Genomic DNA, 24,249 nt, shown 5'->3' with positions numbered 1-24,249 from the left:
GTGCTCCTCTCTGCCGGATGTCAAGGCGGGTCGATGCGGGTCAAGTCGACGCTGTCGCGATATTCCGGCACCGAGACCGACCAACCCAGTTCCAGGCTGATGCGTCGGCGCAGCACATCCGAAGCGTTAGGCTCTCCGTGCACGACATAGGTGTGTTTGGGCGGTCGCTTGAACCCGCGCAGCCATTGCATGATTTCGTCGGCGTCCGCATGGGCGGACAAGGTTTGCATCGGGACCACCTCGGCCCGGATCGGTACATCCTTGCCATGGATCCGCACCGAAGGCGCCCCCGCGACAATCTGCGCGCCTCGGGTACCACCGGCCTGGAAGCCCGGGACCAGCAAGGTGTTGACCGGGTTGGGGGCCAGGGTCTTGAGGTGGTGAATCACCCGTCCTCCCGTGGCCATGCCACTGGCGGCGATTATCACTGCCGGGGTGTTGCGCTGGTCCAGTTCGATGGAGTCCTTGGTGGTGCGTACGAACTGCGCCACATGGCACATGCCTTCGCACTCCTCCAGTGACAGCCGGTGCTCGCTGCGAAACCGTTGGTACAGCAGCGTGACATCGGTCGCCATGGGGCTGTTCAGGTAGATCGGCAAGTTCGGGATGGCGCGTTTCTGCATCAACCGGTACAGGTGATACATCAACAACTGCGCGCGTCCGACGGCAAACGATGGCACCAGAGTGATGCCATGGCGCAACGCGGTGCGGGTGATGACGTCCGCCAACTGTGCTTCAGGGTCCTCGTCCGGGTGCTTGCGATCGCCGTAGGTCGATTCCACCAACAAATAGTCGGTCTGTTCGATGAGTTCCGGGGCGTACATCAAGGGATCGTTCGGCCGTCCCAGGTCACCGGAGCACACCAGCGTGGTGCCATCAGCCACAATCTCCACGGTGGCGGCGCCCAGGATATGCCCGGCGCAGCGCATAAAAAGGCTCATGCCGGGAACAATTTCCACCCGGTGGTGCAGTTCGATCGGCCGCAAAAGTCTCAAGGCCCGTTGTGCATCCTCTTCGGTGTAGAGCGGCAACGCCGGCGTGTGCTTGGAGAACCCGTGCCGATTGGCAAACTCGGCTTCCTCTTCCTGCAAGCGGCCACTGTCGAGCAGCAGAATCTTCACCAGTTCGCAAGTCGCGGGCGTGGCGTAGACCGGGCCGCGATAGCCATTGCGCACCAGCACCGGCAGGTAGCCGCTGTGATCGAGATGAGCGTGGGTCAGGACGATGGCATCGAGGTCGTGGACGGGCAACTGGAACGCTTCCCAGTTGTGCAGGCGCAATTGCTTGTAGCCCTGGAACAAGCCGCAATCGATCAGAACATGCTGGTCACGATGCTCCAGCAAGTACTTGCTGCCGGTAACCGTGCCCGCCGCGCCAAGAAATGTCATGCGCATGGCCGTCTCCTTGAAGGTACATGGGAGCGCTAGTGATCGCTCTTTTCGTCCCATGTGCAGTTGATTTTTATCAACGATCGCCGCGACAACGGACGCGTCAGTCGAGCCAGGGCAATGGTTTGACGACCACCAGGCTGCACGGGGCCTTGTTCAACACGCTTTCGGCGGTGCTGCCGATGAACCGGTCGATCCCATGGGTGTAGGCCGTGCCGAGCACCACGATGTCGAAGGCGTGCTCTCGGGCGACCCGCGTAATCACCCGATGAGGGATTCCCGCCTCCAGATGCCGCCGTTTTTGTTCAATCCCGTAGCGCTCGGCCAGTTCATCGAACGCCTCTTGCTGCGCATCGTTGATTGCGTCTCGCAAACTGGCATCCAGCGCGGGGGTCGGCAGGCTCGCCACCGAGTCGCCCGTCACCGACCAACTGTTGACGTTGAGCAGGTGTAAAGCGGCGCCACAGGAGGCCGAGAGCGTCGCTGCAAAATCAAGGATCCGGTCATTCAGGCCCTGGGTCATTTCCTCCAGGTGCGACAGATCGACGGCGGCGAGGATCTTCAACGGTTTCGGGTTTTTCGCACTGGTCACCAGGTGCAAGTGCGCCGGACAGTCGCGCAGCAGCAGCCAGTCCAGGGGACGGTGAAACGCGCGGTCGAGGGCCGGGACATGCTGGGTGTCCTTGATCACCAGATCCGGATGGAAGTCATTCACATACGCGAGCACATGCGCCAGGCTGTTCCTCGCCCAGACCACCTCGGTGGTCACCGGCAGCCCGACGCAGCGGTGGAACCTGGCTTGCTGCTCCAGCCACTGGCGATGCACCTGCAAGTAGCCTTCCCGTGCCTGGGCCATGGCGTCATGGTCAAACAGCCCGGCCACTGCCAGCGACTGGATATAGTCGAATGCAACGATGTGCAGCAACGCCCCGGTTGCACTGGCCAGGGCATGGGCCCGATCAAACGCCGGGGTGCGAACCCTCTCGGAGGGCGCTATCAACAGGATACGTTTAAGTTTCACCATCACAGACCTCGCCCTGACCCTGTATACCGGCGTAATGCTCATCCGACGTCCTGTCGGTCCTTCGGGCAATCACACATCACTTGCGCGTCGCCTTTTCCAGCATCCGGCTGGCGCGCGTATTCGCCTCATCAGCCGTGCGTTGCGCCTGACTGGCGGCTTGCGCTGCCTGTTCGGCCTTGTTGTAGGCCTCATCGGCCCTGAGCCGTGCGGAGGCGGCATTGTTTTCGGCGGACTCCAGCCGGGCGTCGATTTCCTTGGCGTGCTTGTTACTGCACCCGGCCGTCGTGGCCAACAAAACACTCAGCAAAGCAACGGACACATACTTGTTCATGGTGATTCCCTCGGTTGAATGCATCTGAAAAATCTCGCACAACTGGACCCAGTATTCGGGTGTCAACGCCTGCGCAATCTGATTTTTGTCAACAGATCGCTGACTGGCGGTCTGCACAGCACTCACTGAAGCCTTGTTGATTTAGCTCAAGGTGTTTGTGTCGATCAGGCGTAAAAAAAACAGACCGGGTTCATGTGACCCTCCGTCATCCCGTATATCCGACACAGGACACGATCATGAGTGACTTGAGCCTACGTAAAACCATTCTGGAAGAGCTTGAGTTCCAGCCCCACATCGACGCCGCCCACATTGGCGTGGGCGTCGAAAACGGCATTGTCACCCTCTCCGGCCATGTCAGTAGCTACGCGCAGAAAGTCAGTGCCGAACACGCGGTCAAGGCCATAAAAGGCGTGCGCGCCGTGGCCGAAGAAATCCAGGTCCGGCTGGAAAAAGGCGCTGGTACGGCGGATGACACCATCGCGAACCGCGCCTTGAACATCATCACCTGGAGCTCCGATATTCCAGAGGGCGACATCAAGGTCATCGTGCAAAAAGGCTGGATTACCCTCGAAGGCCAGGTGCACTGGCAATACCAGAAAGAGACCGCAGAGCGTGCGGTGCGCAAATTGTCCGGTGTGGTGGGCGTGGACAACCGCCTCACCCTTCGTCCACGGGTAGAGGTCGTCGATATCCAGCACAGCATCGAAGAAGCCCTCAAACGCAATGCCGAAGTCGACGCCAAGGCGATACGCGTCAAGGTCGAAGGCGGCCTGGTGAAACTCGAAGGCCGGGTGCATTTCTGGCGCGAGCGTCAGATCGCCGAACGGGCTGCCTGGGCGGTACCAGGCGTCAGCCAGGTGGACGATCAATTGCTGATTGCCTGAGCCCATGTGCGAGCCAAGTTCATGAAAAAAAATCACCAGTGGAACCTGTCCTACTTCCTGATCGCGTTTGTCGTGCTCAGCACGGTGCAAATGCTGTTTATCGAACGGCGAGCGGTGCAGAGCATTCCGTACAGCCAGTTTCTGCAATTGCTCAGCGAGCAGAAAGTCAGCGACTTGCAGATCGAGAAAGACCAGATCAATGGCAAACTCCAGGAGCCGATTGACGGGCACAACCAATTCTCGACCGTGCGTGTCGACCCGACACTGGCCACCGACCTTGCCCAGTCAGGCGTCGGGTTCACCGGGGTCAACGAAAACACCTTCCTCGCCAGCCTGCTGGGCTGGGTTCTGCCCTTTGTCCTGATCATGGTGCTCTGGCACTTCCTGTTTCGCGGGCTGGCGGAAAAACAAGGCATGGGCGGGCTGATGAGCATCGGCAAGTCCCGGGCCAAGGTGTTCGTCCAGCGCGACACCGGGATCACCTTCGCCGACGTGGCCGGCATCGATGAAGCCAAGGCCGAACTGGTGGAGATTGTGTCGTTCCTCAAGGACAAGGAGAAATATGGACGCCTGGGCGCCCATATTCCCAAGGGCACGTTGCTGGTCGGCCCGCCGGGCACCGGCAAGACCCTGGTCGCCAAGGCCATCGCCGGTGAAGCCGGCGTACCGTTTTTCTCGATCTCCGGTTCGGAGTTTGTCGAGATGTTCGTCGGCGTCGGTGCCGCCCGCGTGCACGATTTGTTCGAGCAAGCGCGGCAGGCCGCGCCCTGCATCATTTTCATCGACGAACTCGACGCCCTGGGCAAAATGCGCGGCGTCGGCGCGTTCGGCGGCAATGATGAAAAGGAGCAGACCCTCAATCAGTTGCTGGCCGAACTGGACGGTTTCGACCCGCGTGAAGGCGTGGTGCTGCTGGCCGCGACCAACCGGCCGGAGGTACTGGACCCTGCCCTGCTCAGGGCCGGTCGCATCGACCGGCAGATTCTGGTCGATCGCCCTGACCGCAAGGGCCGCCAGGCGATCCTCAAGGTCCACCTGCAAAAGATCACCGTGGCACCCGGCCTCAATGAAGAGCGAATCGCCGACATCACCACGGGATTCACCGGTGCCGACTTGGCCAACCTGGTCAACGAAGCGGCCATTGTGGCCACCCGCCGTGGCGCCGACGCGGTCAGCCTCGACGATTTCACCGCCGCCGTGGAGCGCATTGTCGCCGGGGTTGAGCGCAAGAGCAGTGTGCTGCGCCCCGAAGAGCGCCAGGTGGTGGCCTATCACGAGATGGGGCATGCCCTGGCGGCCAGCAGCCTGCCGGCGATGGACCCGGTGCACAAGGTGTCGATCGTGCCGCGCGCCATCGGTTCGCTGGGCTATACATTGCAGCGGCCGACCGAAGATCACTTCCTCATCAGTTGCCAGATGCTCAAGGACCGGATCGTGGTCCTGATGGCCGGGCGTGCGGCCGAATTCCTTGCCTATGGCCAGATTTCCACCGGCGCGGCCGATGACCTGGCCCGCGCGACGGATATCGCCCGGCAATTGATCACCCGGTTCGGCATGAGCCCCGAGCTCGGTCAATCGGTACTGGAACGCCAGAGCGCGACGTACCTGGGCGAGCGCATGCAGGGCATGGGCGAGAAAGATTACTCGGAACAAACGGCCAGGGAGGTGGACCTGGGTATTCGCGCCCTGATCGATGAAGCCTATGGACGGGCCAAGGCCTTGCTTGAGAGTCGTCGTGCCGATCTGGACGCCGGTGCGCGTCTGCTGCTGGAAAAGGAAACCCTGACGCCCGAAGAGTTTCCCGCGCTCCTGCCGCTAAAAACCGCTCCGGCCTCCGTACGGGTGACAGTGTCCTCATCCTGAGGCCTGTCACCCTTCAACGCTTCTAGACCGCCATGACGCAGCAAGGGACCTGATAAAGAATGTGTTCGGTCGTACTGCCCAGAAGCTTGTCCACGCCACCGGACTGGACTTTTCCCATCACGATCACGTCGACGTTCTGCTCGTTGGCAAACTCGCTCAGTGCCGAGACGGGGTGACCCATGACGAAGTGTCGATGATCGGCGGCCACCCCGTACTGGCCCGCCAACCTGAGGAAGTTTTTCTCGAGATCCTTGCGCAACTCCCTGGTGAGATCAGCGAGCGCCAGGCCGTCCATGTCTGCCAGATAACCCGCCGAAATGTCGCAGGCGAAAAGCAGATGCAGGTCGGCACCACATTGCATGGCCAGGGAAGTCGCTTGCTGAATGATTCGCTCATTGAGTTCGTTGTCCGGCGATTCCTTGTCTGACACCTCCACCGCCGCGACAATCTTGCGCGGCAAGACGAAGCTGCTGGCGCCCACCAGGTACACCGGTATCGGACAGTGCCGCAGCAAGTACCAGTCCAGGGGGGTGAAAAAGGCGCGCTTGAGCAAGGACTCATGCTGAACCTCCTTGATCAACAGGTCGGGCTGCATTTCCGCGACATGCGCCAGGATGTCTTCGCGCAGGTCATCGGCCCAGGCCACCTCGATCGTCACCTCGAGTCCCCGGGTACGCAAATTGTCGGTTTGCGCCTTGACCCAGTCGCGGTGATCCTGCAGGTAGGCTTCCCGCGCCGTTTCCCGGTCACCCTGTTCAAGAAAGGACAAAAGGTCCAGCGGCCCAATCAAACCCGCGATATGCAAACTGGCGCCGCTGGCCTTGGCCAGCGCGGCCGCATGATTGATCGCCGGGGAATGACGCAAGGCCGGGTTGATGATCAATAACAGCTTTTGGTACTGGCTCATGATCTGCCTCTAATCAGGTGAGTGTTCGATTGCAGCGCCCCGCTCAGGACTGCAACATCCGGTCTGGCTTGATCGCCAACACATCGCAGGGCGCCCGATGCAACAATTGCTCGGCCGTGGCCCCCAGCAACTTTTCCAATCCTTTGTTCTGAACCGTGCCCATGACAATGACATCCGTGTGGTGCTCGACTGCGAAGCCACAAATGCTCGGCACTGGTACGCCCTCCATGAAGTGGCGACATTCAGGTGGCACGCCATGGCGTTCGGCAATCGCCGCAAACGCCTCGTGCTGAACCGATCCCAACGCTTCATAAATGCCGGTGGCCAGCGGCAATGCGCCAAAGCCCATGTCCTGGGTGTACAAGGATGTCCAGTCAAACACATGCAACAGCTCCAGCCGGGCATTGCACACCTCGGCCAACTTCACGGCGGCGTCGATGATCTGGTCGTTGAACACATGATCCTGATCTTCACCGCGCAGCACATCGATGATCGCCAACACATTGCGCGGGCGCGCGTTGAGCGGATGGGTCACCAGATGCACCGGCACCGGACAGTCGCGTAACAGCTGCCAATCCAGTGGCACGAAGAACACGCGTTTCAAGGCAGGTTCTTCCTGCGCATCCTTGATGATCATCGCCACCGGCATTTCATTGACGAACTGCACAATCTCCTCGTAAGGGTGCTGGACCCACACCACTTCGCTCGTGACCTCAACGCCGACTTTGCTCAAGGACTCGGCTTGTTCGGCAAGCCATTGCCGATGGGTTTTCAGGTAGCCATCAATGGCCTGGCTGATTTGCTCGGGGGCAAAAAAACCGGCGACCGCCAGGGCCTGGACATAATCAAACGCCACAATGTGCAGGGGCAATTGCAGGGCATGGGCCAATGCGCCAGCCCGGTCGAATGCGGGCGTACGGGTCATGGTGGTGGGGGCAATCAACAGTAAGCGCTGGTGTTGCGACATGGGGCACCTCGGCACACGGAAATGGCATGGAACAGGCCTACAGAATGAACGCACCACGTTCCGTCGACTTGATCTTTGTCAGTTCTCGTTGAGCTCAGGTCAGTTGAGCAAACGGCCAGCCACATCACGCTCACCGCATGTCGGGCACCGTTGTCCTTGCCACCTCTGATTGACAAAGATCAAGCCCCGTTCCAGAGACCGACGCAGGATAAAGGCTGGGTTCACCGAGCGGGTGCATCACGCCACTGCGCATTAGCGTCCAAACCATTATCAACGGGAGAGGTGCCATGCCTGATCAACCACGTTTCATGCTGGTCGTTTCGCACCAGATGGAAAACACACCGGCTTTCGACCGGGCCGCCGCGCTGGCCAAGGCTTCGGGGGCAGCACTGCACATCGTCGCATTCGATTACCTGGAGGGCCTGGCGAGTGCTGGCGTGGTCAATGACGAGGCGCGCGAGCAGATGCGGATCGACTATGTCGAGCGCCATCGCCAATGGCTGGAGGCTCAGGCCCGTCCGTTACGCACAATCGGCATACCCGTCACCACCGAAGTGGTCTGGGTGGAAAGACCCTTGCAGGAAATCCTCATTCATATCAAAGAGCAGCCGATGGCCTTGCTGATCAAGGCACTGGAACACGAAACACTGCTGTCACGCCTGATGTTCACCCCCCTGGACATCCATCTTCTGCGTGAATGTCCGGTGCCATTGCACTTTGTCAGCCAGGTACAGCATGACTTGCCGCGCCGCATCGTCGCCGCCGTCGATCCTTTCCACCGCGATGGCGAGTACAAAAATTTCAATGACCGGATTCTGCACGAGGCGTTAAAACTGGCGACTACCTGTAACGCCGAGCTCGACGTGATCTATGCACACGACCTTTCCTCCATCAGCGCCGACGAATTCGGCTTCGATAACGCCACAACGTTTTTCTCCTCGAGCAAAGCCAAGACCCTGTTCGATGCTCAGGCCGATGCCTTCCACGAACTGGCCGAACGCAACGGCATTGCGCCGGAACGCCAGCACATGATCATGGGTGACCCGGCCAAGGTCCTGGCCAGCTACGCCGATGCCTATGACATTGACGTGATCGTCATGGGCCGTGTCGGTCATCGAGGCATGAGCCGTCTGGTGGGCAGTACGGTGGAACATCTGCTGTACAAAATGCCTTGCAGCGTCTGGGTGGTTTCGCCGCAAGTACTGGCTGAATGATTAAAGCCGTGATCAGGCTGCTCACGTTGCTGGTGGCCACAAGCAGGCAAAACGGCCACCGGTCCAGGCAGCCTGCTGGCGGTGTCCAGTGCTGATCCAGATCATGTTCGACAACCGCCGACGCTGTAAAAAGAAGTGAACCATGTGGTTCATCACTGCGCGCCAACCTTTGATACCGGCGGGAGGATCGTCCGATGTTCACTGTCAAGAATCATGATTTTCGGTCCGCTGAAGCCTATGCCAAAGTCACTGGCCAATACTGGATCGAAGCACTCCGGGATGGTCGTCATGTATTGATCCGGCAATTGACGGATAAAGACCGCGAGCGTGAATACGCCTTCATCAAACGCCTGTCCCCCGAGTCCCGGCACATGCGCTTTCTCGCGCGGGCCAACGAACCGCAAAAAGCCATGCCCGGCCCTTGGGTGGACAAAGAAAATAAACAGCGCATGGCGTACATCGCACTGGCCCACGAGGATGGCCGACTGATCGAGATCGGCGTGAGCCGCTATGGCGCCACGGGTGAGCACAAATGTGAATGTACCGTGACAGTCGCCGAAGAATGGAAGCAACTGGGGTTGGGTACGCTGCTGATGGAGCATTTGATCACGGCCGCGCGCAAGAATGCTTTCCACCACATTTACGCGGTCGACGAATCCAGCAACGCGCCCATGCGCGCCCTGGCCACATCCCTGGGTTTCGAGACGCGCAACGATCCCTTCGAGACCAGCAAAGTCGTTCACCTGCTGTACCTGTAATCGTCCACGCCCCCTGATGGCTCGGGATTCCTCCTCGGTGGCGCTGGGCACACACGCCCTGGCCTTGAACACACCATATTCATTGAGTTTGAGGCCTTGCTTCTGGGCCCGCTGCCGAATCGCAGTGTCATGCGCCTTGCTACCAGTGAAAGACACCCGTGCCGCGCCCTCGACACCGTGCATCTGCCGCAGATGCGTTGCGCCATCTCAAAGGTCAACGCTCTTAATGCCCGCGCTGCATGATGGCAAGCGCGGATCCGGGAGGGATTGGCGTCTGAGCGGATCAAGGCTCATCGTGCCGACTGGTGGCCACCTTGCAGATGCGTTTCAAACCAGTCGCCCGCCAGTCGGGCGACTTCCTCGAGGGTTCCGGGCTCTTCGAACAGATGCGTAGCGCCCGCCACCACGTCCAGACGCTGCTCGCAGCGCAAGGCATGGCGGCTTCGCTCATTCAATTCGAGCACCACCGGGTCCCGTGCGCCGACGATCTGCAAGGTCGGCGCCCGGACTTGCGCCAGTGCCGGTCCCGCCAGGTCGGTTCGCCCTCCCCGGCTGACCACCGCATGCACCACGTCCGCGCGCGTCGCAGCGGCCAACAGCGCCGCAGCCGCACCGGTGCTGGCACCGAACAGACCGATGCGCAGCGAGCGTAAATCCGCGTCCCGGCCCACCCAGTCGATCACCTCCACCAGCCGCCTGGCCAGCAAGTCGATATCGAACCGCAGCTCGCCGGTGAGGTTATCCAGGCGTTGCTCCGGCTCTGTCAGCAGGTCGAACAACAGCGACCCCAGCCCCCGCCGGGCCAGCGATTCGGCGACAAACTGGTTACGCGGGCTCAAACGGCCGCTGCCGCTGCCATGAACGAAGATCACCAGACCGTCAGCCTGCAGCGGCAGACGCAAATCTGCCGATAGCTCAACGTCTTGCAAGTCCATCTGGCGGGATCGAGTCTCAGTCATCGAAAGGCTCCCGAGCAGAGGCGTCACTGGTGGCTTCCCGCTGCCATGCCCGCTGCAACAGATCAATGACTTCATCGTCCGAAGTCTGGGGGAAGCTCAAGTACCAATATCCGATCGACATCATCCATTCAGGCATGAGCGGACAGATCACCTCATCGACTTCGAAGCTCAGCGCCTCCACCGTTTCCAGTGGTGCAACCGGTACGGCAACGACGATGCGAGTAGGCGCTTGCAGGCGCACCGCGCGGATAGCCGCCATCATCGAGGCGCCCGTCGCCAGGCCGTCATCGATCAGAATCACCACCTGCCCCTTGAGCTGCAAGGGTGGCCGGGCGCCCCGGTACAGTTGCTCGCGCCGCTGCAATTCCTGTGTTTCGCGCGCCACCACGGCCTCGAATGCGGCCGGGGAAATCGGGTGAGCCCGCAGCGCGTCTTCATTGCGAATCTGGATACCGCCACTGGCAATGGCGCCCATGGCGAACTCCGGGTTCGATGGCACGCCCAGCTTGCGCACCAGCATCAGGTCCAGGCGCACGTCCAGGGCCTTGACCACTTGATAGGCGACCGGCACGCCGCCCCGGGGCAAGGCCAGAACGATGACATCGGGTCGCTGCGCGTATTTGAGCAACGGTTCCACCAGACGTTGACCGGCTTCGACGCGGTCCTGCAAGGTGGTTTGCAATGAGGGACTTTGAGTCATGGAAAACCTCCACCGACGGTGAGGCCTGGGGTGACGTTACGCCAGGTTGGTGGCGTGTTGAATGATGCGGTCATTCAGCTCGCGCTTCGCAGACGCCGGCTAAGGCACCCGCGTTGAATCAGGTTCCTCCGTTGAGGTCGTCATGGCGTTGATCAATATCAAATCCCCGCGCAAAAACGCGTATTCACGCATTGGCATCGAGCGTCATGTCAGCGCACTTGATCAATATCAATAGGGCCCGGACCGAACGGTACTAGTTTAAAAAAATCGGTCCTCGACAGGAGATGTGCATGTCGCCCCTCATTGCCAGTCCGCACTTGCGTTTGTATGACAGCGACGAACTCGATGGCGTGCTGCAGGCGATGGCGCACCAGGCGGCGGCCTTGTTGCCGCCCACCCAAGCGGCACTGATTGGCATCCAGCGTCGCGGCGAGCCTCTGGCACAGCGTTTACAGCAGCATTTAGCCCGCCTGACCGGACAACCGGAACTGCCGATCTACCCGTTGAAGGTCAAGCGCTATGCCGACGATCTCAAGGTGTTGCATGCTCACACCGAATTGACCGAAAACCCGGTGCTTATCGGACTGGATCTGGCCAATACCACCCTACTGGTGGTCGATGATGTGCTGTTCGAAGGCCATTCGCTGCTGCGCACCTGCGCGTACCTGGCGCAGCTCGGTGCCCGTCGGGTCTACACTGCAGTTCTGGTCGACCGGCATGTCTGCCAGCAGCCGATTCGTGCCGACATTGTCGGCGTGCATCTGCAAGTCGCCGCCCAGGACATCGTCGAATGCAATGTCCCGCCCTATGAAACGGAGTTCTGCATTGAAGTCTGGCGTCATGGTGCCGCCCGATGACGGCGCGACTGTTCGCTCGATGTGCCTCAAAGGAGCCAATCCATGCCCAGCCATCGCCCGCTTCTTTTCGCTCTGCAAGGCAGTGAGGACTACGCAACCGGTGTCGCGCAGCGACTGGGCTGCCCGCTGGCGCTTCATGAGGAGCGCGACTACGAAGACGGCGAGCATAAATGCCGGCCGCTCGAATCGGTCAACGGTCGCGAGGTCGTGGTGTTCCATTCCCTGTATGGGGATGGCCGGCAGAGCGCAAACGACAAGCTGTGCCGCCTGTTGTTTTTTTGCGGCGCGCTCAAGGATGCCGGCGCTCGCCCTGTTCAGGTGGTCACGCCTTACCTCTGCTACGGGCGCAAGGATCGTCGCAGCCAACCACAGGACCCAACGATCACGCGCTACGTGGCGACCCTGATTGAAGCCTGCGGCATCGATCGCCTGATGGCGCTGGAGGTGCATAACCCGGCGGCGTTCGACAATGCCTTTCGCATTCCCGCGCGGAACGTGCACTGCGCGGAATTGTTCGCCCGGCATTTCGCCGGGCACGTCGGCGACGCCGATGTGGTGGCGGTGTCCCCGGACTCCGGCGGCGCCAAGCGCGCCGAGCAGTTTCGCCAGGCCCTGGAACGACAACTGGGGCGTCCGGTGGGCAGTGCGCTGATGGAGAAACACCGAGTTCACATGACATTGACGGGCACCCTGCTGGTCGGCGACGTCGCGGGCAAGACCGCCATTGTGTTCGACGACCTGATCAGCACCGGGGAAACGCTGAAACGTGCCGGCCTTGCCTGCCAAAGAGATGGAGCGGCGCGGATCTTCGCCGCCGCCACCCATGGTTTGTTCACCAATGGCGAGCAGCTGTTTGACCCGCCATTGTTCGAGCACATTGCGATTGCTGACGGCGTACCGCCGTTTCGCCTGTCCGCCGACTGTGTGAAGCAGCATGTGCATGTCGTCGACAGCACCGCCCTGATCGCCACCTTGCTCGCTGAAAATGGCGCTTTTGATAGCGTTTAGGCAGGTGCATCGGGTTTGGGCGTGACGATCAACCCATCCAGCGAATCACCGGCTCCTTGTGCGTAACGGGCACCGGGGTGGTCTCCGGATAGCCGACGATGATCGGTGCCACTGGCGCCCACTCGGCCGGCAGGCCGAGGGTCTTCTTGCCCTGCGGCGTATTGAAAAAACTCTGGGCGAAACCAATCCAGCAGCTACCCAGCCCTTCTGCGTACGCGGCAAGCATCAGGTTCTCGGCCGCCAGTGAGCAGTCTTCGACAATCCACTGTCCCGGCACATTGCCTGAAATGAGGATGAGTGCTGGCGCGTGGTAGAAAATCTGAAAGTTTTCGTCAGTCAGCAACCCATGGAAGTGCCCGGAGTGCGGGCCTGCCGGCATTGTCGCGAGCATGTAGGCCTTGGCTTCACGGGAGATCCGGTCCAGCAGTTCCTGGTCGCGGATCACCGTGAACGTCCATGGCTGCTGGTTCACCGCACTGGGCGCCTGGATAGCGGCGCTGATCAAACGACGGATGTTTTTTTCATCCACGGCTTCAGTCGTGTACTCGCGCGTCGAGCGCCGTCCGGAAATAGCCTGGTCAATGTTCATGAATGCGTACCACAAAATGGGGGGCGTTCCATAAAGTCGGCCAGCCACCGGCACCCGCTGTTGATTTAGATCAAATCGACGCCGAACCAGCCTTTCGTTTCGTCTGAAGTCTCACCTGCGGCGGTGCGACACGACGTCGTAGGCGTTTGATCTGCATCAGAAGGACGCGATGGGCTCACTGCACACTGGATACGCCCGGCTCGCGCTCGCGAGAGGGGCAATGTCGGTGCAAATGGTCACGCCGTCATTGCACAACAGCGCGACTCGGTTTACCAAGGACCGGGAAAAGCCCTGAAAACACGGTCATCCACGACGTGCAACCAGTGATGAAGCTTTCGGGCAGCTTCTTGCTCAACCATCGCACTGAAATCGTCAACCTGATCGAGCACACCGAGAAAAAGGAAAGAGCCGAGCATGCCCTGTAGCGCATCATCAACCTGACTGACTCAGGGGATGACCTGATCGTCACCACCACCGGCATCCATCTTGTCCATCGCATCGGCCATGCGCTGGAAGCCGCGTACAAAGGCGACTCTGACTACCGGTATGGCGATAACGAGTATGGCTTGAGCGCCACTTGGAGACGTGACGAATAACACCGGGCGCGATGGTCTCTGACCCTGCCTCGATCAAACCTGGCGCCGCGGTTTCCTGAAGCTTGGCGCCTGGGCGATCACGCCACGCGGCAATTGCCATTCACCTGCTGTTGTCTCTTCAAGTCCGGTTTCGGCGGCCTGCCCTTCGGTGGCCTTGCATGGGGGATGAAGCTCCATTGGCGCGAGATCGGGGCAGCCTGCGTGCTACCAGACTACTTTCAACAACTTCATTCAGAGGACCAGGCGCGTGGCCAATCCGGAATCTGGCACCCACAGGGCATTGATGCAAAACGCCTCTTCCGCTTCTGTCACCGGTTCGAGGGACTGCGGATCAAACCAGTGCCGATTGACCATTGCCAGGCGAACGATACCGTTCTTGTCGAGGAGCGATTGCGCCAGGCATTCGCACAAGGACCGTGGCAGCGCTTCTTCGAGGGGATCGATGTCGGCACCTTCAAGCTCGATCTCGAAACGCGCGGTGCATGTACCCACTAAATCCTGCACCGTGTAGGAGGCGTAGCGAAACGCTGTGAGATATCCCACCGTCAGTACCAGCATGATCGACATCAGGATGCTGGCCTCGCGCTTCCAGGACTTCGTGCCCGGCCGACGCAGCCACCTGAGTACGGTGCCCCTGCCCCAGTGCCGGACCGCGAGAACCCCGCTGAGGAATTTATTGTTCGTCATGACCGGATCTCTCGCCCAGGTTTTGCCAGAAGCATGGCGCCGATTGCCACATAGCGTTTGATCTGGATCAACCACCGCACAGCCGGGGCACCACTGGATGACGCCCGGCAGCATTTGGCTGAGAGCCAGTCTGCCCGGCAGCGTCAGGTCGAACGGTACGAATCAGGTAGCGGCTGGGTCTCGAAACATGAACTCAGGTTTGCGATGGGCTGGGCTTCTTGTTTTTGCGACATCCTTTTCACGCAGCGCTCACAGGATGGAGCGCAATTTACCTGTACTCCTTTGCAGAATCCCAGCTAGGCCCGCCCGCACGCGGGCCATTTTTTTGGACCCAAGAAAGGCGCTGGCTCCTCGACCGGCTCAACGTTACTCGGTCCGTTCGGCCCAGCAGCAGATGAGGGCCCGGCGCCATGTCTGCCGGCCGAAGCGAAAGCTGCTGCCAGGCGGTGAAGACTTCAGGTGCCTTTAGTCGGGCTGGAAGAAGGTGTAGCGGTCCTTACCGCTGAGCTTTGACTCGTACATCGCGTGGTCTGCTTTTATTAGCGCGGCATGCAAGGTGTCGGTCTCGATCCGGGTTACGCCCACGCTGATGGTTGCCGGGTGGTGGGTGGACGTTTCGCGCACCCGTTGGCACAGGGTGTTGACCAAGCGCTCGGCATCCGCCTGCGTGACACCGGACAGGTAGACCCCAAACTCTTCTCCGCCAAGGCGGGCATATTCGTGATCGGCCATGATGTGCTTGATGTCGGCGGCGATGCGCTTCAGGACTTCGTCACCGATGTCGTGGCCATATACATCGTTGACTTTTTTGAAGTTGTCGACATCGACCATGGCCAGGTAGCACTCGCCACTTTCTGGCGGGGTGCTCAGGTGGTTGCTGGCCCGTGTCATGAACGCGCGGCGATTGGGGATCTCGGTCAGGGTGTCAATGTAGGCGCGCTCTATCAGTAGCTTGGCCATGATGTAGTTGTGCAGCTTGGATCGGCGCAGCTTGAGGTAGGTGTAAATGGTCAGCGCGCTGATAAATACGGCGGACAGCAGAACCATGGTACCGCTGAAGTCGAACAGAGAGAGTGTGGTCATCATAAAGGGGTTGAGCACAACCCAGGCGATGCCCAGCACGCCGAAAAATGCTTCTCGGCTCAAGGGTAATACCGAGGCACTATAGAGAATGCTGGAGGCCGAGAGGATCAGCCAGGTCGGGTGCAGGTGGGCCGGCAAGCCCTCGATACCCAAGCGGATGCCCAGGCAGATCATGAGCACATACACGAGGTTTAGCAGGTGGAAGTGGCGGGCTTTACGGGCGACCCGCTGTACACCGACGGTGATGAGCAGTAGCACGACGAGCAGCAGCGAAAGCGCGTAATGACGTTGATCGCCTATAAAACCAATAATCAAGTCGAACAACACCCAAATGCCGATACCTCCGATATAAATCAGCCCACTGAAGTTATGCAGACGCTCGACGTCGTATTGATAAAACTCGTATTGGAGGGCTTTGGGTGTTGCCTGTTTCGTTACTTCATTCTCAATCGTCTTGTACATCGGCAGCCTTGCTTGCAAAGGTGTTGCGAGTCGTTCATCTAGTAGGCTGCTAGCGTAACTGAAAACGGGGGCAGTAACCGCCTGCCCCTACTTTAGTATCTGTGCGATACGGCGATTTGCACCTCATTGTGCGGTGACGGCGGTTTCCAAGGATTTCGTGCAGAACCTGGGATGCTTGAAAGCCGACACCTGTTAGATCTTCCGTCCCTGCTGACAAAACTATGTACCGTTAGGGTATAAGTCACTCGCGCTGGGCTTTGACGAAGCCAACAGGCATCCTTTAGAACAGCTCCGAAATTAGACTACGGGCTACCTCGGCACTGTTGAGGGCGTGCTCGAACAACGACCTGTCAATGCACAATCCGCTGACTTGAATCTGAGCTGCACGCCACCATCGCTATTAAGGTGCAAGCGGTCACGCAAAAGCATCAATCAATGGGTTGCTGACACGCTTGGGGGTGCATGCCTGCCCTCCAATTCGGCAACCCTACCCCTTACAGATAAGGCGACTCTTTTGAAGCACACGTACCTTTTTATCCTTGGCGACGACCGCCAGGTCGCAAGCATCGAGTCAGATGGCCCGCTGCCCCACCTGAAGATTGGTGTGCACCTCGACCTTGACACAGATGACTATCGGGGAACTCCGGGTACGCATCTTGAGATTGAAGATATCTCTGTCGTCCTTCACCAGATCGGCGGAAAAGTCGTACGCAATGATGTATGCCTGCATTGTGTGGAGCGACCTGGGCTCGCTCACTGATCTGGATGATAGAAAGCCCAGCGCGGGGCTGGGCTTTCTTCATCCTTGAAATAGACGAACGCTTCACTTTATTTAGCCCAATAAAAAACCCCGCAGACGTTAATCTGCGGGGCTTTCAATAGTGGAGGCCGAGGTCGGAATCGAACCGGCGTAGGCGGATTTGCAATCCGCTGCATAACCATTTTGCTACTCGGCCTCAAAACATTTGTTGTGAGTAGCACAACAACAAACGCGTACAAACTTGATGAGATATGACAGATTCAAACTTGCTCTATCTCATTGAAAACATTGAGCTTTTTCAGCAGTCAGTGCTTTCGATGGCGTGAATTATGTACTCATTTCTTGAGGCTGGCAACCCCTTGATTTCAAAAAAAATTCTGGGGCCTGGTTTCATTACTCATTGAGGTCAAGCCCCTTTCGCCACGGTGCACTCGCCTCTGATAGTTCAAGACAAGGCCGGAAAATGACAGCGTTCAGACAAGGTCAGGGGGATCGCATAATTCGATCACGCGAGTGGAACATGGCGCGAGCCGGCAAGTGATCGGCACCAGGTCCCTTCGCCCAGCAGCGTTGGACACTGTGCTCCCGCCCCCCCCCCAATGGCCTGTTAATGACTCAAATCAATGACCATGCGGCCTTTGATTTTGCCCTGCTGCATTTCGTCGAAAATCTCATTGATATCTTCGATCGGACGCAACGTTACCTTCGGCACCACCTTGCCTTGCGCGGCAAACTCGAAGGCTTCAGCGAGGTCTTGTCGAGTGCCGACCAGCGAGCCAACCACCTCAATGCCGTCAAGCACCAACCGCGGAATATCGAGGCTCATGGCTTCAGGCGGAAGCCCGACTGCGACCAGGCGTCCACCGGCACGCAGGGCATCCACCGCAGAGTTGAACGCGACCTTGGCGACGGCCGTCACGACAGCGGCGTGAGCGCCGCCGACCTTCTCCTGAATAACTTTTGCGGCATCCTCGTTGCGTGAGTTGATGACCAGGTCGGCGCCCATTTCCTTGGCGAATTGCAGTTGATCGTCATTGATGTCCACGGCAATGACTCTGGCGTTGAACACATTTTTTGCATACTGCAACGCCAGATTCCCCAAGCCGCCCAGCCCGTAGATCGCGATCCATTGCCCAGGACGAATGTTGGAGACCTTCACGGCTTTGTAAGTCGTCACTCCGGCACAGGTCACGCTGCTCGCTGCAGCAGAATCAAGCCCATCAGGCACTTTCACGGAGTAATCGGCGACGACAATGCACTCTTCGGCCATGGCGCCATCCACGGTGTAACCGGAGTTTTTTACCTCACGGCAGAGTGTCTCGTTTCCGCTGTTGCAGTACTCACAATGCCCGCACCCTTGGAAGAACCACGCGACGCTGGCCCGATCACCGGGTTTCAGCGAGGTGACGCCCGGCCCGACCTCTTGCACGATACCGATGCCTTCATGACCCAGGATCACCCCGGTTTTATCACCGAAATCGCCGTTCTTGACATGCAGGTCAGTGTGGCAGACGCCGCAGCACTGCATTTTGAGGCGCGCCTCACCATGCTTCAGAGGCCGTAAGGTTTTTTCAGTCACGTTCACGCGCTGCCCTTGGGCAACAACTGCAGCTTTCATGCTTATCTCCTTGTATCCGTGAGTGAGCTTGCGTTACAGCAGGTCCAACAAGTGCCAGAGCCGTACAGCACAATTCTTCAAGCGTTCCGAAGTCTGGCGCAATGCCCGCCATCGGGTCGCCGATGCTCCCGATCTTATGGCACAAGTCTCAGCAAAGGGGGATGCCTATTAGTCAGGTAATCCGCGCAAGGACGCCTCTTCTTCGCCTTTCTATGACAAAGATCAACTGGCGAGGCTGCTCGGCAGAGCATCGTCAACCCCGGCGCATGCACTCAGCGACGGTCTGGTCCATCAGTCGAAACGGTTCTGGGATTGTCGTGGTCGATCTCGACGCACCGTTCTGAGTGCCAACGCAGCCCTTTGTCCCTGGAAATCAAAATCGAGGAGACCTGACATGGTGAACGTCATCGGGATCGATCACTTGGCCATTCGTGTCAGTGATCTGGAACGCTCAAGGGTGTTTTACGTTATCCGGATTATGGCAAGGGCCCGATGGCCTGAAGCTTGAGGTGATGTTTTTCCTGGAAAAACAAAAGCGTCGCCAGCTCGGAAGATCGAGAAACTGACGCGCGGCGAAACCAGCGACTGCCACTGGCGGCATCCCTCTGAGCTCCACTGCCGAAACTGCGACAGCTTGCACACCCAATACTTTCGTCCAGACGGATGCCCTCACCCTCCGAGCCAGTACCTGGAGATTGCCCCCACGCCGCGTCAAACTGCGTCAACGTGTCCCATGCCTGCCTTGTGGATGACCGCAACTTCCGGTCACGGAGCGCGAAAAAATCAGGCAAGATAGCGCCCCATTGAACGTTGCCCGTTGCAATCGAATACCGCCCCGCCGCTGGACTCGTCGATGTTCTCACTCAAGCGCATAAGCCCCTGGATCGCCTGCCTGGCTCTGCTCCTGAACATGCTGGCCATGCCCATGAGCCGCGCAATGCAAACGCCAGATCTGCAGTTGATGCTCTGGGGAGGCTTTTGCTCGGGCGGCAGCTCCCAGGCGCTGCCGGCTTCATTCGATAAACGACTGGTCCCGCTGCCGACGCCCCCGAACAAAAGCGTCATGCAACATGGCGATTGTTGCTGTGGGCATGCAGGCCTAGCGGCTGTGCCAGGCGATTACTATCGCCATTATTTACCGCGCTACAGCGCCGATATCGCCTTCGATAACCCGCCACTGCCCACCCTGCATCCCAGGGTACGCTGGCCAAGCCTGACACCTCGCGCCTCCCCCACCGCCTGATTACCGACCCTTTGCCCGCCGTCACCTGTTCGGCGTGGTTTTCTATTGCCTGGGCGTTGTGCACACCAATGTGCTCCCCGGGAAAGCTCTTGGTCATCAGGAAATCTGAGTTATGCCTGCTTTTTCGACTTTGCTTCGCGCAAAGGCTGTGCCCGTGTCTCCTTTCAAATGCTCGCTGCTGACGTGCGGTCTGTTCGCCTTGGCACCGTTGCCTTGCGCCCTCGCGGAAACCCCCAAGGTCGAAGACTCGACCCTGACCCTGGGCACCGTGACGGTCCAGGGTGCCACCGGCAGCAGCGGCCCTCTGAGTACCAGCAGCGTGCTCAGCTCGGTGGATATCCTTGGCGCCGACATTCTGGAAAAAATGCCGGTCACCTACAGCTGGGAACTGTTCAGTCGCGCCCCCGGAGTGATGCTCACCGAATTCAACCAGGGCACCACTTCCGGCAAGATCTCCTTTCGCGGGTTCAACGGTGAAGGCGAGGTCAACGCGGTGAAGCTGCTGATCGATGGCATCCCGAGCAACAGTAACGACGGCAACATGCCGTACATGGACATGATTTTCCCCATGGAACTGGACAGCATCGAGGTGGTACGCGGCACCAGCGATGCGCGCTATGGGCTGAATAACATCGCCGGCAACGTCAATATGCTGACCCGCACTGGCGGTGACTACACCAAGGCACGAATTCGCTACGGCAGTTACAACACCCAGGAAACTCAACTGGCCAAGGGCATCGAAGGCAGCAACTGGACGCAAAACTACTTCTTCGCCTACCAGAAGTCCGACGGTTATCGCGATCACGCCGAGGCCGACAGGTATTCGATGTCCGGCAAATGGTTCTACACCCCGGACGACAATAGTTACCGCATCGGCCTGATCGCCCGTCACTACGAAACCGAGGCGCAGGAACCCGGTTACTTGAGTGAAGAGGATGCTCACCAACACCCGACCATGACCAACAGTTACAACGCCACCGACAAAGGCACGCGGCGGATGAACCAGGTCAGCGTGCACTTCGACACCGAACTGGCCGACTCACTGGCCTGGTCGGCAAAAACCTACGTCAACACCTTCGACGATCGGCGCTGGACACAATACTGGAGCACCAGCGCCCAACAGGAGCGCGACACCTACGAAACCCAATACGGCGCCCTCACCTCCCTGACCTGGCGTCCTGAGGTCAGCTGGCTGCATGACTTCGCCCTGGAGGGCGGCGCGGACATGCAGCAGCAACAGAACAAGAGCGAGCGCTACCGCACCAGGGAGCGTACGCGCCTGGCACAAACCCGTGATCAGCCATTCGACTTCGACACCTACGGCGCCTACGTGCAGGCCGAGATCAAGCCGTTCGAGTCGCTCAAGATCGTCCCGGCGTATCGCGTCGACAAGATCCAGGGTGATTTCTCCAACGAAATGACCGGCATGAACTACGACATCAATGACTACGGGCTGATCAAACAACCCAAGCTCAGCGTGGTGTATTCACCGTGGGACGTGGCCAGCCTCTATGCCAACTGGGGGCGCACCTTCCAGGTGGGCACAGGCGCAGCGGCCTACAAGATTCCACCGCGCAACACCGACCTGGCCCCGTCCATCAACGATGGCTGGGAAACCGGCATCAAGTTCACCCCGGCGGACTGGATCGACGGCCGCGTGGCCTATTGGCAACAAGAGGCCAGTGGCGAAGTCAGTCGTCGACTCAACGACCCCAGTGGCGAGTCGGATAACGTGGGCGAAACGCGGCGCTGGGGCTATGACGCACAGATGAACCTGCACCCGAACGAGCGCACCGACCTCTGGATGGCCTACTCCTGGCAGTATTCGAAAATCCTCCAGCCAAGCTCGACCTTGCCCAACAGCAAAGGCCAGGAAATCGACCATATTCCTCATCACCTGTACAACGCCGGTGTCAGCTACCAGGCCACGCCTGCCCTGCAATTGACGGCCTGGATGAATGGCCAGACCAACTACTACCTGGAGCGCGAGAACACCAAGGGGACCTACGGCGGCTACGTCTTGATGAACCTCGGCGCCACCTACCAGGTGACCGAGTCCGTCAGTGTCAACCTGCAATTGAAAAACCTGACCAACCGCTACTATGAATACGTCTGGTATGACCCCGACGGCGCCAAGGCCTCGCTGCACTCGCCGGGTGACGGGCGAGCGCTGTATACCGGGGTGACTTTGGACTTCTGAGTTGACGAGTCGCTTGGGCTCAATGTTTACGGCCTGGGTCCGAGGGTGGGGGAGCGAAACTTGAACAGCGAAGGTAACGCTCCCGCCACAGCTCAATCCAGCGCCCTGGCTGGGCATCCGACTCGGCGGCCAATTGAAGCGGGAGGTTCCGGGTCAGACCGGGCTATCGAGACCAGCGCCCCGAAACACCAGGGGCGTAACCTCGAAGTGATGTGGCTGTTCAATCGGCTCAAATTCGACTTCAAAACCATCGCCGACTTTCGCAAAAACAACAAACACGCCTTTTGTAGCGACGTGCGGTTCGTTCGGACACCTCAAAAGATCACCAAAAATGGCACAAGCCTTTCGCACGTAAAGCAGCCAATCTCAAGTGACAGATCCAGGCGGGCCTCAGGATGAAATCAGCAGTGCTCGGACCTGTTCAACGGCGGCGCAGGCACAACACTCATCGATGGTTTCGGAGGCGCCGGAAACACCAATGGCACCAATCACCTGTCCATCAAGCAAAAAGGGCTCTCCCCCACCGAACATCGCCATGTTGCGCTGCAGCGGTAACCCCTGACGGACGCCTTCCGAGCATTTTTCCAGACGCTCCTGCCAAGCCTTGGTGGAAATGCCAAACCCTGCGGCAGTTAGCGCTTTGTTCAGCGCGATATCCCGCGATTGCCTGGGCGCCATGTCCATATGCGCGCTGTGAATCGGTTGCCCGCCAGCATCGACGACCACAATGCTGATGCGTACTTGCTCTTCTTCGGCCTTGTCCAAAGCCGATTGCAGCGCCTGCATGGCCAGTCTCAGGGTGATGGTGGATTGCTGTCGTACAAGTTCGTTCATGCTGTGGCCTTGTCTCTTGGGCATACGTTGAGGTTTGTGCCTATCCGATCAGCGTGTCGCCTTCTCATTTGCCTGAGCGCTCTGCCGAGCGGTTATGCGCTGCGAAATCAATTGCCACGCACAGTAAATCAACAGGAAGGTGCCGGCTATTTGCATTGCCCAGGGGCCACCAAACCTTGCGGCCAACTGGCCGGCGATCAGGCCTCCAATCGCGTCGAAGCCAAAGCGTGTCGAGGTGTAGATCGACACCACCCGACCACGCAACACTTCCGGCGCCTGGCTTTGCAGCAGGATGTTGGTGCCGACATTGTTGATCGTTACGCCGAAACCCAATACGGCCATTGCAACCAACGACAACGCCAGGTGGGTGCTGGCCGCAAACACCAACAAGGCGATAGCACTGAATACGGCTGTGAGGATAATCAAACGCTGCAGTTGCTCGGCGGATTGGCGACCGGCGAGCAGTAGCGTCGAAAGCAGTGAGCCGAATCCCGCGGCCCCCCCAAAGCCAGCCCAGCGTCCTGGCATCACCGGAAAAGATATCGCGAGCGAACACCGGCAATAATACGGCGTAGCTGGAAGCGCTAACGTTTACGACCAATACGCCCAGGATCAGGCCGCGCACCGACGGCGTTTGAAGGGCGTAGGCCAGGCCTTCGCGAAAGATGTTGCCCATGGTGCCGTTGGCACGCACGCCCGCGCTCATGCGAACGGCCAGCAGGCCGAAGATGAGTGCAGCGTAAGACAGTGCATTCAATGCAAAACAACCCGCCTCGTCGACCATACCGATCAGTAACCCGGCCAGCGGCGGACCGACAAAACGAGAACAAGTGAATAGAGTGGCATTCAACGCCAGGGCATTCGGCAGGTCTTCGACATTGTCGACAAACCGGCTCAGCAGCGATTGGCGCAGCGGCGTGTCCACGGCGTTCAGCACACCCAGTGCGAATGACATGATGACAATCAGGTTGGCGCCAATATGGCCACTGTAGGTCAGCAGTGCCAATAGCAGTGCCTGGATACCCAGCAGCGTCTGAGTGAACAACAGCAGTCGACGTTTATCATGTCGATCAATCCATGCACCGGCGATCGGGCCGACCAGCAACTGCGGCAATAAACTGGCGCAGGTCGTGATACCCAGAAGGGCTGCGGAGCCTGTAAGACGGTAGACAAGCCAGGACAGCGCCACCATCTGTATCCAGGTGCCCAGCGTGGAAATCGCATGGCCAATGAAGTAAAGGCGAAAGTTGCGATGGCGCAGAGCCCGAATGGAGTACGGCCAACGAGACGACGCAGGTGCTTGGAAGTCATTCACGA

General features: G+C 59.2%; 20 protein-coding genes, 1 tRNA gene and 2 pseudogenes. 8 read left to right on the top strand and 15 right to left on the bottom strand.

Annotated features, from left to right (window positions below):
* Positions 1–20: 20 nt before the first annotated feature.
* The 3 genes from ACX3YD_RS14115 to ACX3YD_RS14105 form a co-directional block, all read right to left on the bottom strand.
* Positions 21–1,394, bottom strand: a complete 1,374-nt coding sequence (locus ACX3YD_RS14115) for an MBL fold metallo-hydrolase RNA specificity domain-containing protein (protein WP_458960307.1) — start codon at positions 1,392–1,394, stop codon at positions 21–23.
* A gap of 97 nt (positions 1,395–1,491) precedes the next feature.
* Positions 1,492–2,412: a universal stress protein gene (locus ACX3YD_RS14110; protein WP_458960306.1), complete on the bottom strand. Its 921-nt coding sequence runs from the start codon at positions 2,410–2,412 to the stop codon at positions 1,492–1,494.
* 76 nt (positions 2,413–2,488) lie between these two features.
* On the bottom strand, positions 2,489–2,743 hold the full coding sequence (locus ACX3YD_RS14105; protein WP_103404719.1) for an Lpp/OprI family alanine-zipper lipoprotein: 255 nt from the start codon (positions 2,741–2,743) through the stop codon (positions 2,489–2,491).
* A 236-nt stretch (positions 2,744–2,979) separates the two neighbouring features.
* On the opposite strand from ACX3YD_RS14105, the gene ACX3YD_RS14100 reads away from it, so the two are divergent.
* Together ACX3YD_RS14100 and ftsH are read left to right on the top strand one after the other, a co-directional pair.
* Positions 2,980–3,627 carry a BON domain-containing protein gene (locus ACX3YD_RS14100; protein ID WP_103404659.1) on the top strand — a complete coding sequence of 216 codons (648 nt, stop codon included), beginning with the start codon at positions 2,980–2,982 and terminating at the stop codon, positions 3,625–3,627.
* 21 nt (positions 3,628–3,648) lie between these two features.
* On the top strand, positions 3,649–5,490 hold the full coding sequence (gene ftsH, locus ACX3YD_RS14095; RefSeq protein WP_103404660.1) for an ATP-dependent zinc metalloprotease FtsH: 1,842 nt from the start codon (positions 3,649–3,651) through the stop codon (positions 5,488–5,490).
* A gap of 22 nt (positions 5,491–5,512) precedes the next feature.
* Here ftsH and ACX3YD_RS14090 read toward each other — a convergent pair whose 3' ends face one another.
* Together ACX3YD_RS14090 and ACX3YD_RS14085 are read right to left on the bottom strand one after the other, a co-directional pair.
* Complete coding sequence (locus ACX3YD_RS14090) at positions 5,513–6,397, bottom strand: universal stress protein (protein WP_103404661.1); 885 nt, start codon at positions 6,395–6,397, stop codon at positions 5,513–5,515.
* A 43-nt stretch (positions 6,398–6,440) separates the two neighbouring features.
* Positions 6,441–7,364 (bottom strand): universal stress protein, encoded by a 924-nt coding sequence (locus ACX3YD_RS14085; protein ID WP_458960305.1) that lies wholly within the window; start codon positions 7,362–7,364, stop codon positions 6,441–6,443.
* Between the two features lie 287 nt (positions 7,365–7,651).
* On the opposite strand from ACX3YD_RS14085, the gene ACX3YD_RS14080 reads away from it, so the two are divergent.
* Positions 7,652–8,578, top strand: a complete 927-nt coding sequence (locus ACX3YD_RS14080; RefSeq protein WP_458960304.1) for a universal stress protein — start codon at positions 7,652–7,654, stop codon at positions 8,576–8,578.
* Positions 8,579–8,772: 194 nt separating this feature from the next.
* Positions 8,773–9,336, top strand: a complete 564-nt coding sequence (locus ACX3YD_RS14075; RefSeq protein ID WP_458960303.1) for a GNAT family N-acetyltransferase — start codon at positions 8,773–8,775, stop codon at positions 9,334–9,336.
* A gap of 39 nt (positions 9,337–9,375) precedes the next feature.
* Here the strand turns inward: ACX3YD_RS14075 and ACX3YD_RS14070 are convergent.
* The 3 genes and pseudogenes from ACX3YD_RS14070 to ACX3YD_RS14060 form a co-directional block, all read right to left on the bottom strand.
* Positions 9,376–9,519: pseudogene (locus ACX3YD_RS14070) on the bottom strand (hypothetical protein); the annotation flags it as partial.
* A 107-nt stretch (positions 9,520–9,626) separates the two neighbouring features.
* On the bottom strand, positions 9,627–10,295 hold the full coding sequence (locus ACX3YD_RS14065) for a dienelactone hydrolase family protein (RefSeq protein WP_458960302.1): 669 nt from the start codon (positions 10,293–10,295) through the stop codon (positions 9,627–9,629).
* Positions 10,288–10,995: a phosphoribosyltransferase gene (locus tag ACX3YD_RS14060; protein ID WP_458960301.1), complete on the bottom strand. Its 708-nt coding sequence runs from the start codon at positions 10,993–10,995 to the stop codon at positions 10,288–10,290. Before ACX3YD_RS14060 ends, ACX3YD_RS14065 begins: the two co-directional genes overlap by 8 nt.
* Before the next feature lie 290 nt (positions 10,996–11,285).
* On the opposite strand from ACX3YD_RS14060, the gene ACX3YD_RS14055 reads away from it, so the two are divergent.
* Together ACX3YD_RS14055 and ACX3YD_RS14050 are read left to right on the top strand one after the other, a co-directional pair.
* Complete coding sequence (locus ACX3YD_RS14055; protein ID WP_103404667.1) at positions 11,286–11,852, top strand: bifunctional pyr operon transcriptional regulator/uracil phosphoribosyltransferase PyrR; 567 nt, start codon at positions 11,286–11,288, stop codon at positions 11,850–11,852.
* Between the two features lie 42 nt (positions 11,853–11,894).
* A complete protein-coding gene (locus tag ACX3YD_RS14050) occupies positions 11,895–12,860 on the top strand; it encodes a ribose-phosphate diphosphokinase (RefSeq protein ID WP_458960300.1) in 966 nt (321 codons plus the stop codon).
* Positions 12,861–12,888: 28 nt separating this feature from the next.
* On the opposite strand, the gene ACX3YD_RS14045 is transcribed toward ACX3YD_RS14050, so the two are convergent.
* The 5 genes from ACX3YD_RS14045 to adhP all read right to left on the bottom strand — a co-directional run bounded on the left by ACX3YD_RS14045 (position 12,889) and on the right by adhP (position 18,655).
* Positions 12,889–13,449: a nitroreductase family protein gene (locus ACX3YD_RS14045; protein ID WP_458960299.1), complete on the bottom strand. Its 561-nt coding sequence runs from the start codon at positions 13,447–13,449 to the stop codon at positions 12,889–12,891.
* 827 nt (positions 13,450–14,276) lie between these two features.
* On the bottom strand, positions 14,277–14,732 hold the full coding sequence (locus tag ACX3YD_RS14040; protein ID WP_458960298.1) for a hypothetical protein: 456 nt from the start codon (positions 14,730–14,732) through the stop codon (positions 14,277–14,279).
* A gap of 465 nt (positions 14,733–15,197) precedes the next feature.
* Positions 15,198–16,277, bottom strand: coding sequence for a GGDEF domain-containing protein (locus tag ACX3YD_RS14035; RefSeq protein WP_458960297.1), 1,080 nt, complete (start codon positions 16,275–16,277; stop codon positions 15,198–15,200).
* 882 nt (positions 16,278–17,159) lie between these two features.
* Positions 17,160–17,233: transfer RNA gene (locus ACX3YD_RS14030), tRNA-Cys, on the bottom strand.
* Positions 17,234–17,644: 411 nt separating this feature from the next.
* Positions 17,645–18,655 (bottom strand): alcohol dehydrogenase AdhP, encoded by a 1,011-nt coding sequence (adhP, locus tag ACX3YD_RS14025; RefSeq protein ID WP_103404692.1) that lies wholly within the window; start codon positions 18,653–18,655, stop codon positions 17,645–17,647.
* An 853-nt stretch (positions 18,656–19,508) separates the two neighbouring features.
* On the opposite strand from adhP, the gene ACX3YD_RS14020 reads away from it, so the two are divergent.
* Both ACX3YD_RS14020 and ACX3YD_RS14015 read left to right on the top strand, forming a co-directional pair.
* Complete coding sequence (locus tag ACX3YD_RS14020) at positions 19,509–19,898, top strand: DUF2946 family protein (protein WP_047529603.1); 390 nt, start codon at positions 19,509–19,511, stop codon at positions 19,896–19,898.
* A 112-nt stretch (positions 19,899–20,010) separates the two neighbouring features.
* Positions 20,011–22,098, top strand: coding sequence for a TonB-dependent receptor (locus ACX3YD_RS14015; protein ID WP_458960296.1), 2,088 nt, complete (start codon positions 20,011–20,013; stop codon positions 22,096–22,098).
* Between the two features lie 390 nt (positions 22,099–22,488).
* Here the strand turns inward: ACX3YD_RS14015 and ACX3YD_RS14010 are convergent, their stop codons facing one another.
* Together ACX3YD_RS14010 and ACX3YD_RS14005 are read right to left on the bottom strand one after the other, a co-directional pair.
* The gene (locus ACX3YD_RS14010; RefSeq protein ID WP_458960295.1) at positions 22,489–22,932 is read right to left on the bottom strand and encodes a GlcG/HbpS family heme-binding protein; all 444 of its coding nucleotides are present in this window, start codon (positions 22,930–22,932) and stop codon (positions 22,489–22,491) included.
* Positions 22,933–22,980: 48 nt separating this feature from the next.
* Positions 22,981–24,247, bottom strand: a pseudogene (locus tag ACX3YD_RS14005) (MFS transporter).
* Between the last annotated feature and the right edge of the window lie 2 nt (positions 24,248–24,249).

The organism is Pseudomonas fluorescens group sp. PF-1 (assembly GCF_054481335.1).
The sequence above is the reverse complement of the archived record's forward strand: the minus strand, read 5'-3'. Positions and strand labels throughout refer to the sequence as shown.

Coding starts and splice junctions, on each gene's coding strand:
- ACX3YD_RS14115 (WP_458960307.1), bottom strand. CDS start 1,394: ATGCGCATGACATTTCTTGGCGCGGCGGGCACGGTTACCGGCAGCAAG.
- ACX3YD_RS14110 (WP_458960306.1), bottom strand. CDS start 2,412: ATGGTGAAACTTAAACGTATCCTGTTGATAGCGCCCTCCGAGAGGGTT.
- ACX3YD_RS14105 (WP_103404719.1), bottom strand. CDS start 2,743: ATGAACAAGTATGTGTCCGTTGCTTTGCTGAGTGTTTTGTTGGCCACG.
- ACX3YD_RS14100 (WP_103404659.1), top strand. CDS start 2,980: ATGAGTGACTTGAGCCTACGTAAAACCATTCTGGAAGAGCTTGAGTTC.
- ftsH (WP_103404660.1), top strand. CDS start 3,649: ATGAAAAAAAATCACCAGTGGAACCTGTCCTACTTCCTGATCGCGTTT.
- ACX3YD_RS14090 (WP_103404661.1), bottom strand. CDS start 6,397: ATGAGCCAGTACCAAAAGCTGTTATTGATCATCAACCCGGCCTTGCGT.
- ACX3YD_RS14085 (WP_458960305.1), bottom strand. CDS start 7,364: ATGTCGCAACACCAGCGCTTACTGTTGATTGCCCCCACCACCATGACC.
- ACX3YD_RS14080 (WP_458960304.1), top strand. CDS start 7,652: ATGCCTGATCAACCACGTTTCATGCTGGTCGTTTCGCACCAGATGGAA.
- ACX3YD_RS14075 (WP_458960303.1), top strand. CDS start 8,773: ATGTTCACTGTCAAGAATCATGATTTTCGGTCCGCTGAAGCCTATGCC.
- ACX3YD_RS14065 (WP_458960302.1), bottom strand. CDS start 10,295: ATGACTGAGACTCGATCCCGCCAGATGGACTTGCAAGACGTTGAGCTA.
- ACX3YD_RS14060 (WP_458960301.1), bottom strand. CDS start 10,995: ATGACTCAAAGTCCCTCATTGCAAACCACCTTGCAGGACCGCGTCGAA.
- ACX3YD_RS14055 (WP_103404667.1), top strand. CDS start 11,286: ATGTCGCCCCTCATTGCCAGTCCGCACTTGCGTTTGTATGACAGCGAC.
- ACX3YD_RS14050 (WP_458960300.1), top strand. CDS start 11,895: ATGCCCAGCCATCGCCCGCTTCTTTTCGCTCTGCAAGGCAGTGAGGAC.
- ACX3YD_RS14045 (WP_458960299.1), bottom strand. CDS start 13,449: ATGAACATTGACCAGGCTATTTCCGGACGGCGCTCGACGCGCGAGTAC.
- ACX3YD_RS14040 (WP_458960298.1), bottom strand. CDS start 14,732: ATGACGAACAATAAATTCCTCAGCGGGGTTCTCGCGGTCCGGCACTGG.
- ACX3YD_RS14035 (WP_458960297.1), bottom strand. CDS start 16,277: ATGTACAAGACGATTGAGAATGAAGTAACGAAACAGGCAACACCCAAA.
- adhP (WP_103404692.1), bottom strand. CDS start 18,655: ATGAAAGCTGCAGTTGTTGCCCAAGGGCAGCGCGTGAACGTGACTGAA.
- ACX3YD_RS14020 (WP_047529603.1), top strand. CDS start 19,509: ATGTTCTCACTCAAGCGCATAAGCCCCTGGATCGCCTGCCTGGCTCTG.
- ACX3YD_RS14015 (WP_458960296.1), top strand. CDS start 20,011: ATGCCTGCTTTTTCGACTTTGCTTCGCGCAAAGGCTGTGCCCGTGTCT.
- ACX3YD_RS14010 (WP_458960295.1), bottom strand. CDS start 22,932: ATGAACGAACTTGTACGACAGCAATCCACCATCACCCTGAGACTGGCC.